The 1,338-nt window shown below is 34.2% G+C and carries 2 protein-coding genes; both read left to right on the forward strand.

What is annotated here, in order from left to right:
• The first annotated feature begins 52 nt into the window (after positions 1–52).
• Positions 53–445: a transposase gene (locus AC23MB_RS14230; RefSeq protein ID WP_487787636.1), complete on the forward strand. Its 393-nt coding sequence runs from the start codon at positions 53–55 to the stop codon at positions 443–445.
• 14 nt (positions 446–459) lie between these two features.
• Positions 460–1,290, forward strand: a complete 831-nt coding sequence (locus AC23MB_RS14235; protein ID WP_487787637.1) for an IS3 family transposase — start codon at positions 460–462, stop codon at positions 1,288–1,290.
• Positions 1,291–1,338: the final 48 nt, after the last annotated feature.

Here is a 1,338-nt window from a genome sequence, read left to right on the forward strand (position 1 = left end):
ATGCATATTCCTGAAATAGGTTGACAAAAAATTCATTAAATATTGTCAAGCTATGGAACAACAAAAAATCATTAGGTGTCCAAAATATACCTATCAAAAATTACCTTTTCAGATTAAACTCCAAATTGTTCAAAAGGTAACCAACGGACAGATTTCTATCAATCATGCCGCTAAAACGTATGGAATATCCAGATCAACCATTGATTATTGGGTGAAAAAATTAGCTACCTTTAATCAAAAATCTATCGGTATGAGCAAAGATCAGGAAATTAAAAAACTAAAAGAGAAAATCCAGGAACTGGAGTTTGTGAAAGACTTCCAGCAGGATCTTATCCTTGATTTTGAGGAAATCGTAGGCAAGGAACTCTCAAAAAAGCATTTACCCAAAGACTTGATAAAAGAACTCGAGAAAAAGAAGAAAAACCGTTTAAAAAACGGTGGCTAGCCGAAGTCTTTGGGATATCACGACAAGGCTATTATAAGCGGATGAAGCATCTGGAAACACAGGCTCATCAGTATGAATTGATTCTCTCCGAAGTTCGCAAAATACGCAAACTTCAGCCCCAATATGGAACCTTAAAAGTCTTTAAAGAGCTTTCTTTTTTCTTTCATCAGCAAGGAATAAAAATGGGGAGAGATCGCTTCTTTAAGCTGTTAAAATGGAATGGAATGCTAGTGAAAAAATCTAAGAATTTTATCACAACAACCAACTCTAAGCATAGGTTTTTCAAGAATCCGAATAGAATCTTAAACACCGAAATTACCCACAGTGAACAGGTTTGGGTAAGTGACATCACCTATGTAAAACTTCAAAATGATTATGCTTATTTAGCGCTTGTTACAGACGCTTATTCAAAGAAAATTGTTGGTTTTAATATTGACAACCATATGAGAACCGAACTCGTTGTAAATGCTCTTAAAATGGCTTTAAAAGAAAGATCTTTCCCTGATAGAAAAATCATTCATCATTCTGACAGAGGAATCCAGTATTGCAGCCCAGAATTTGAACGATATACACTAAAAAATGATATCATTTTAAGCAATACTCAAAACTCTGATCCTTATGAAAATGCTGTTGCAGAGCGGATGAACAGAACTCTAAAGTACGAATACGGATTAAAAGAAACCCTACCAGATTTGAAAACTGCTCAGAAAATGACCCAGCAAGCTGTAAACCTCTACAACAACCATCGATTGCATTTTTCACTCAATTTTCAAACCCCTGCAAAAGTGCACCTCAAAGAAAATGTAAAATATAAATCCTACAAACGAAAAAAAATCCTAATTTAGAACCACAAAAAAAACTGAAAAATGTGTCAACTATTTCAGGATAATACA

The sequence above is a fragment of the Soonwooa sp. T0.1_25 genome (genome assembly GCF_057652215.1).

Bases quoted from the DNA above. Each gene is read 5' to 3' on its own strand.
- AC23MB_RS14230 (WP_487787636.1), top strand. From the start codon at position 53: ATGGAACAACAAAAAATCATTAGGTGTCCAAAATATACCTATCAAAAA.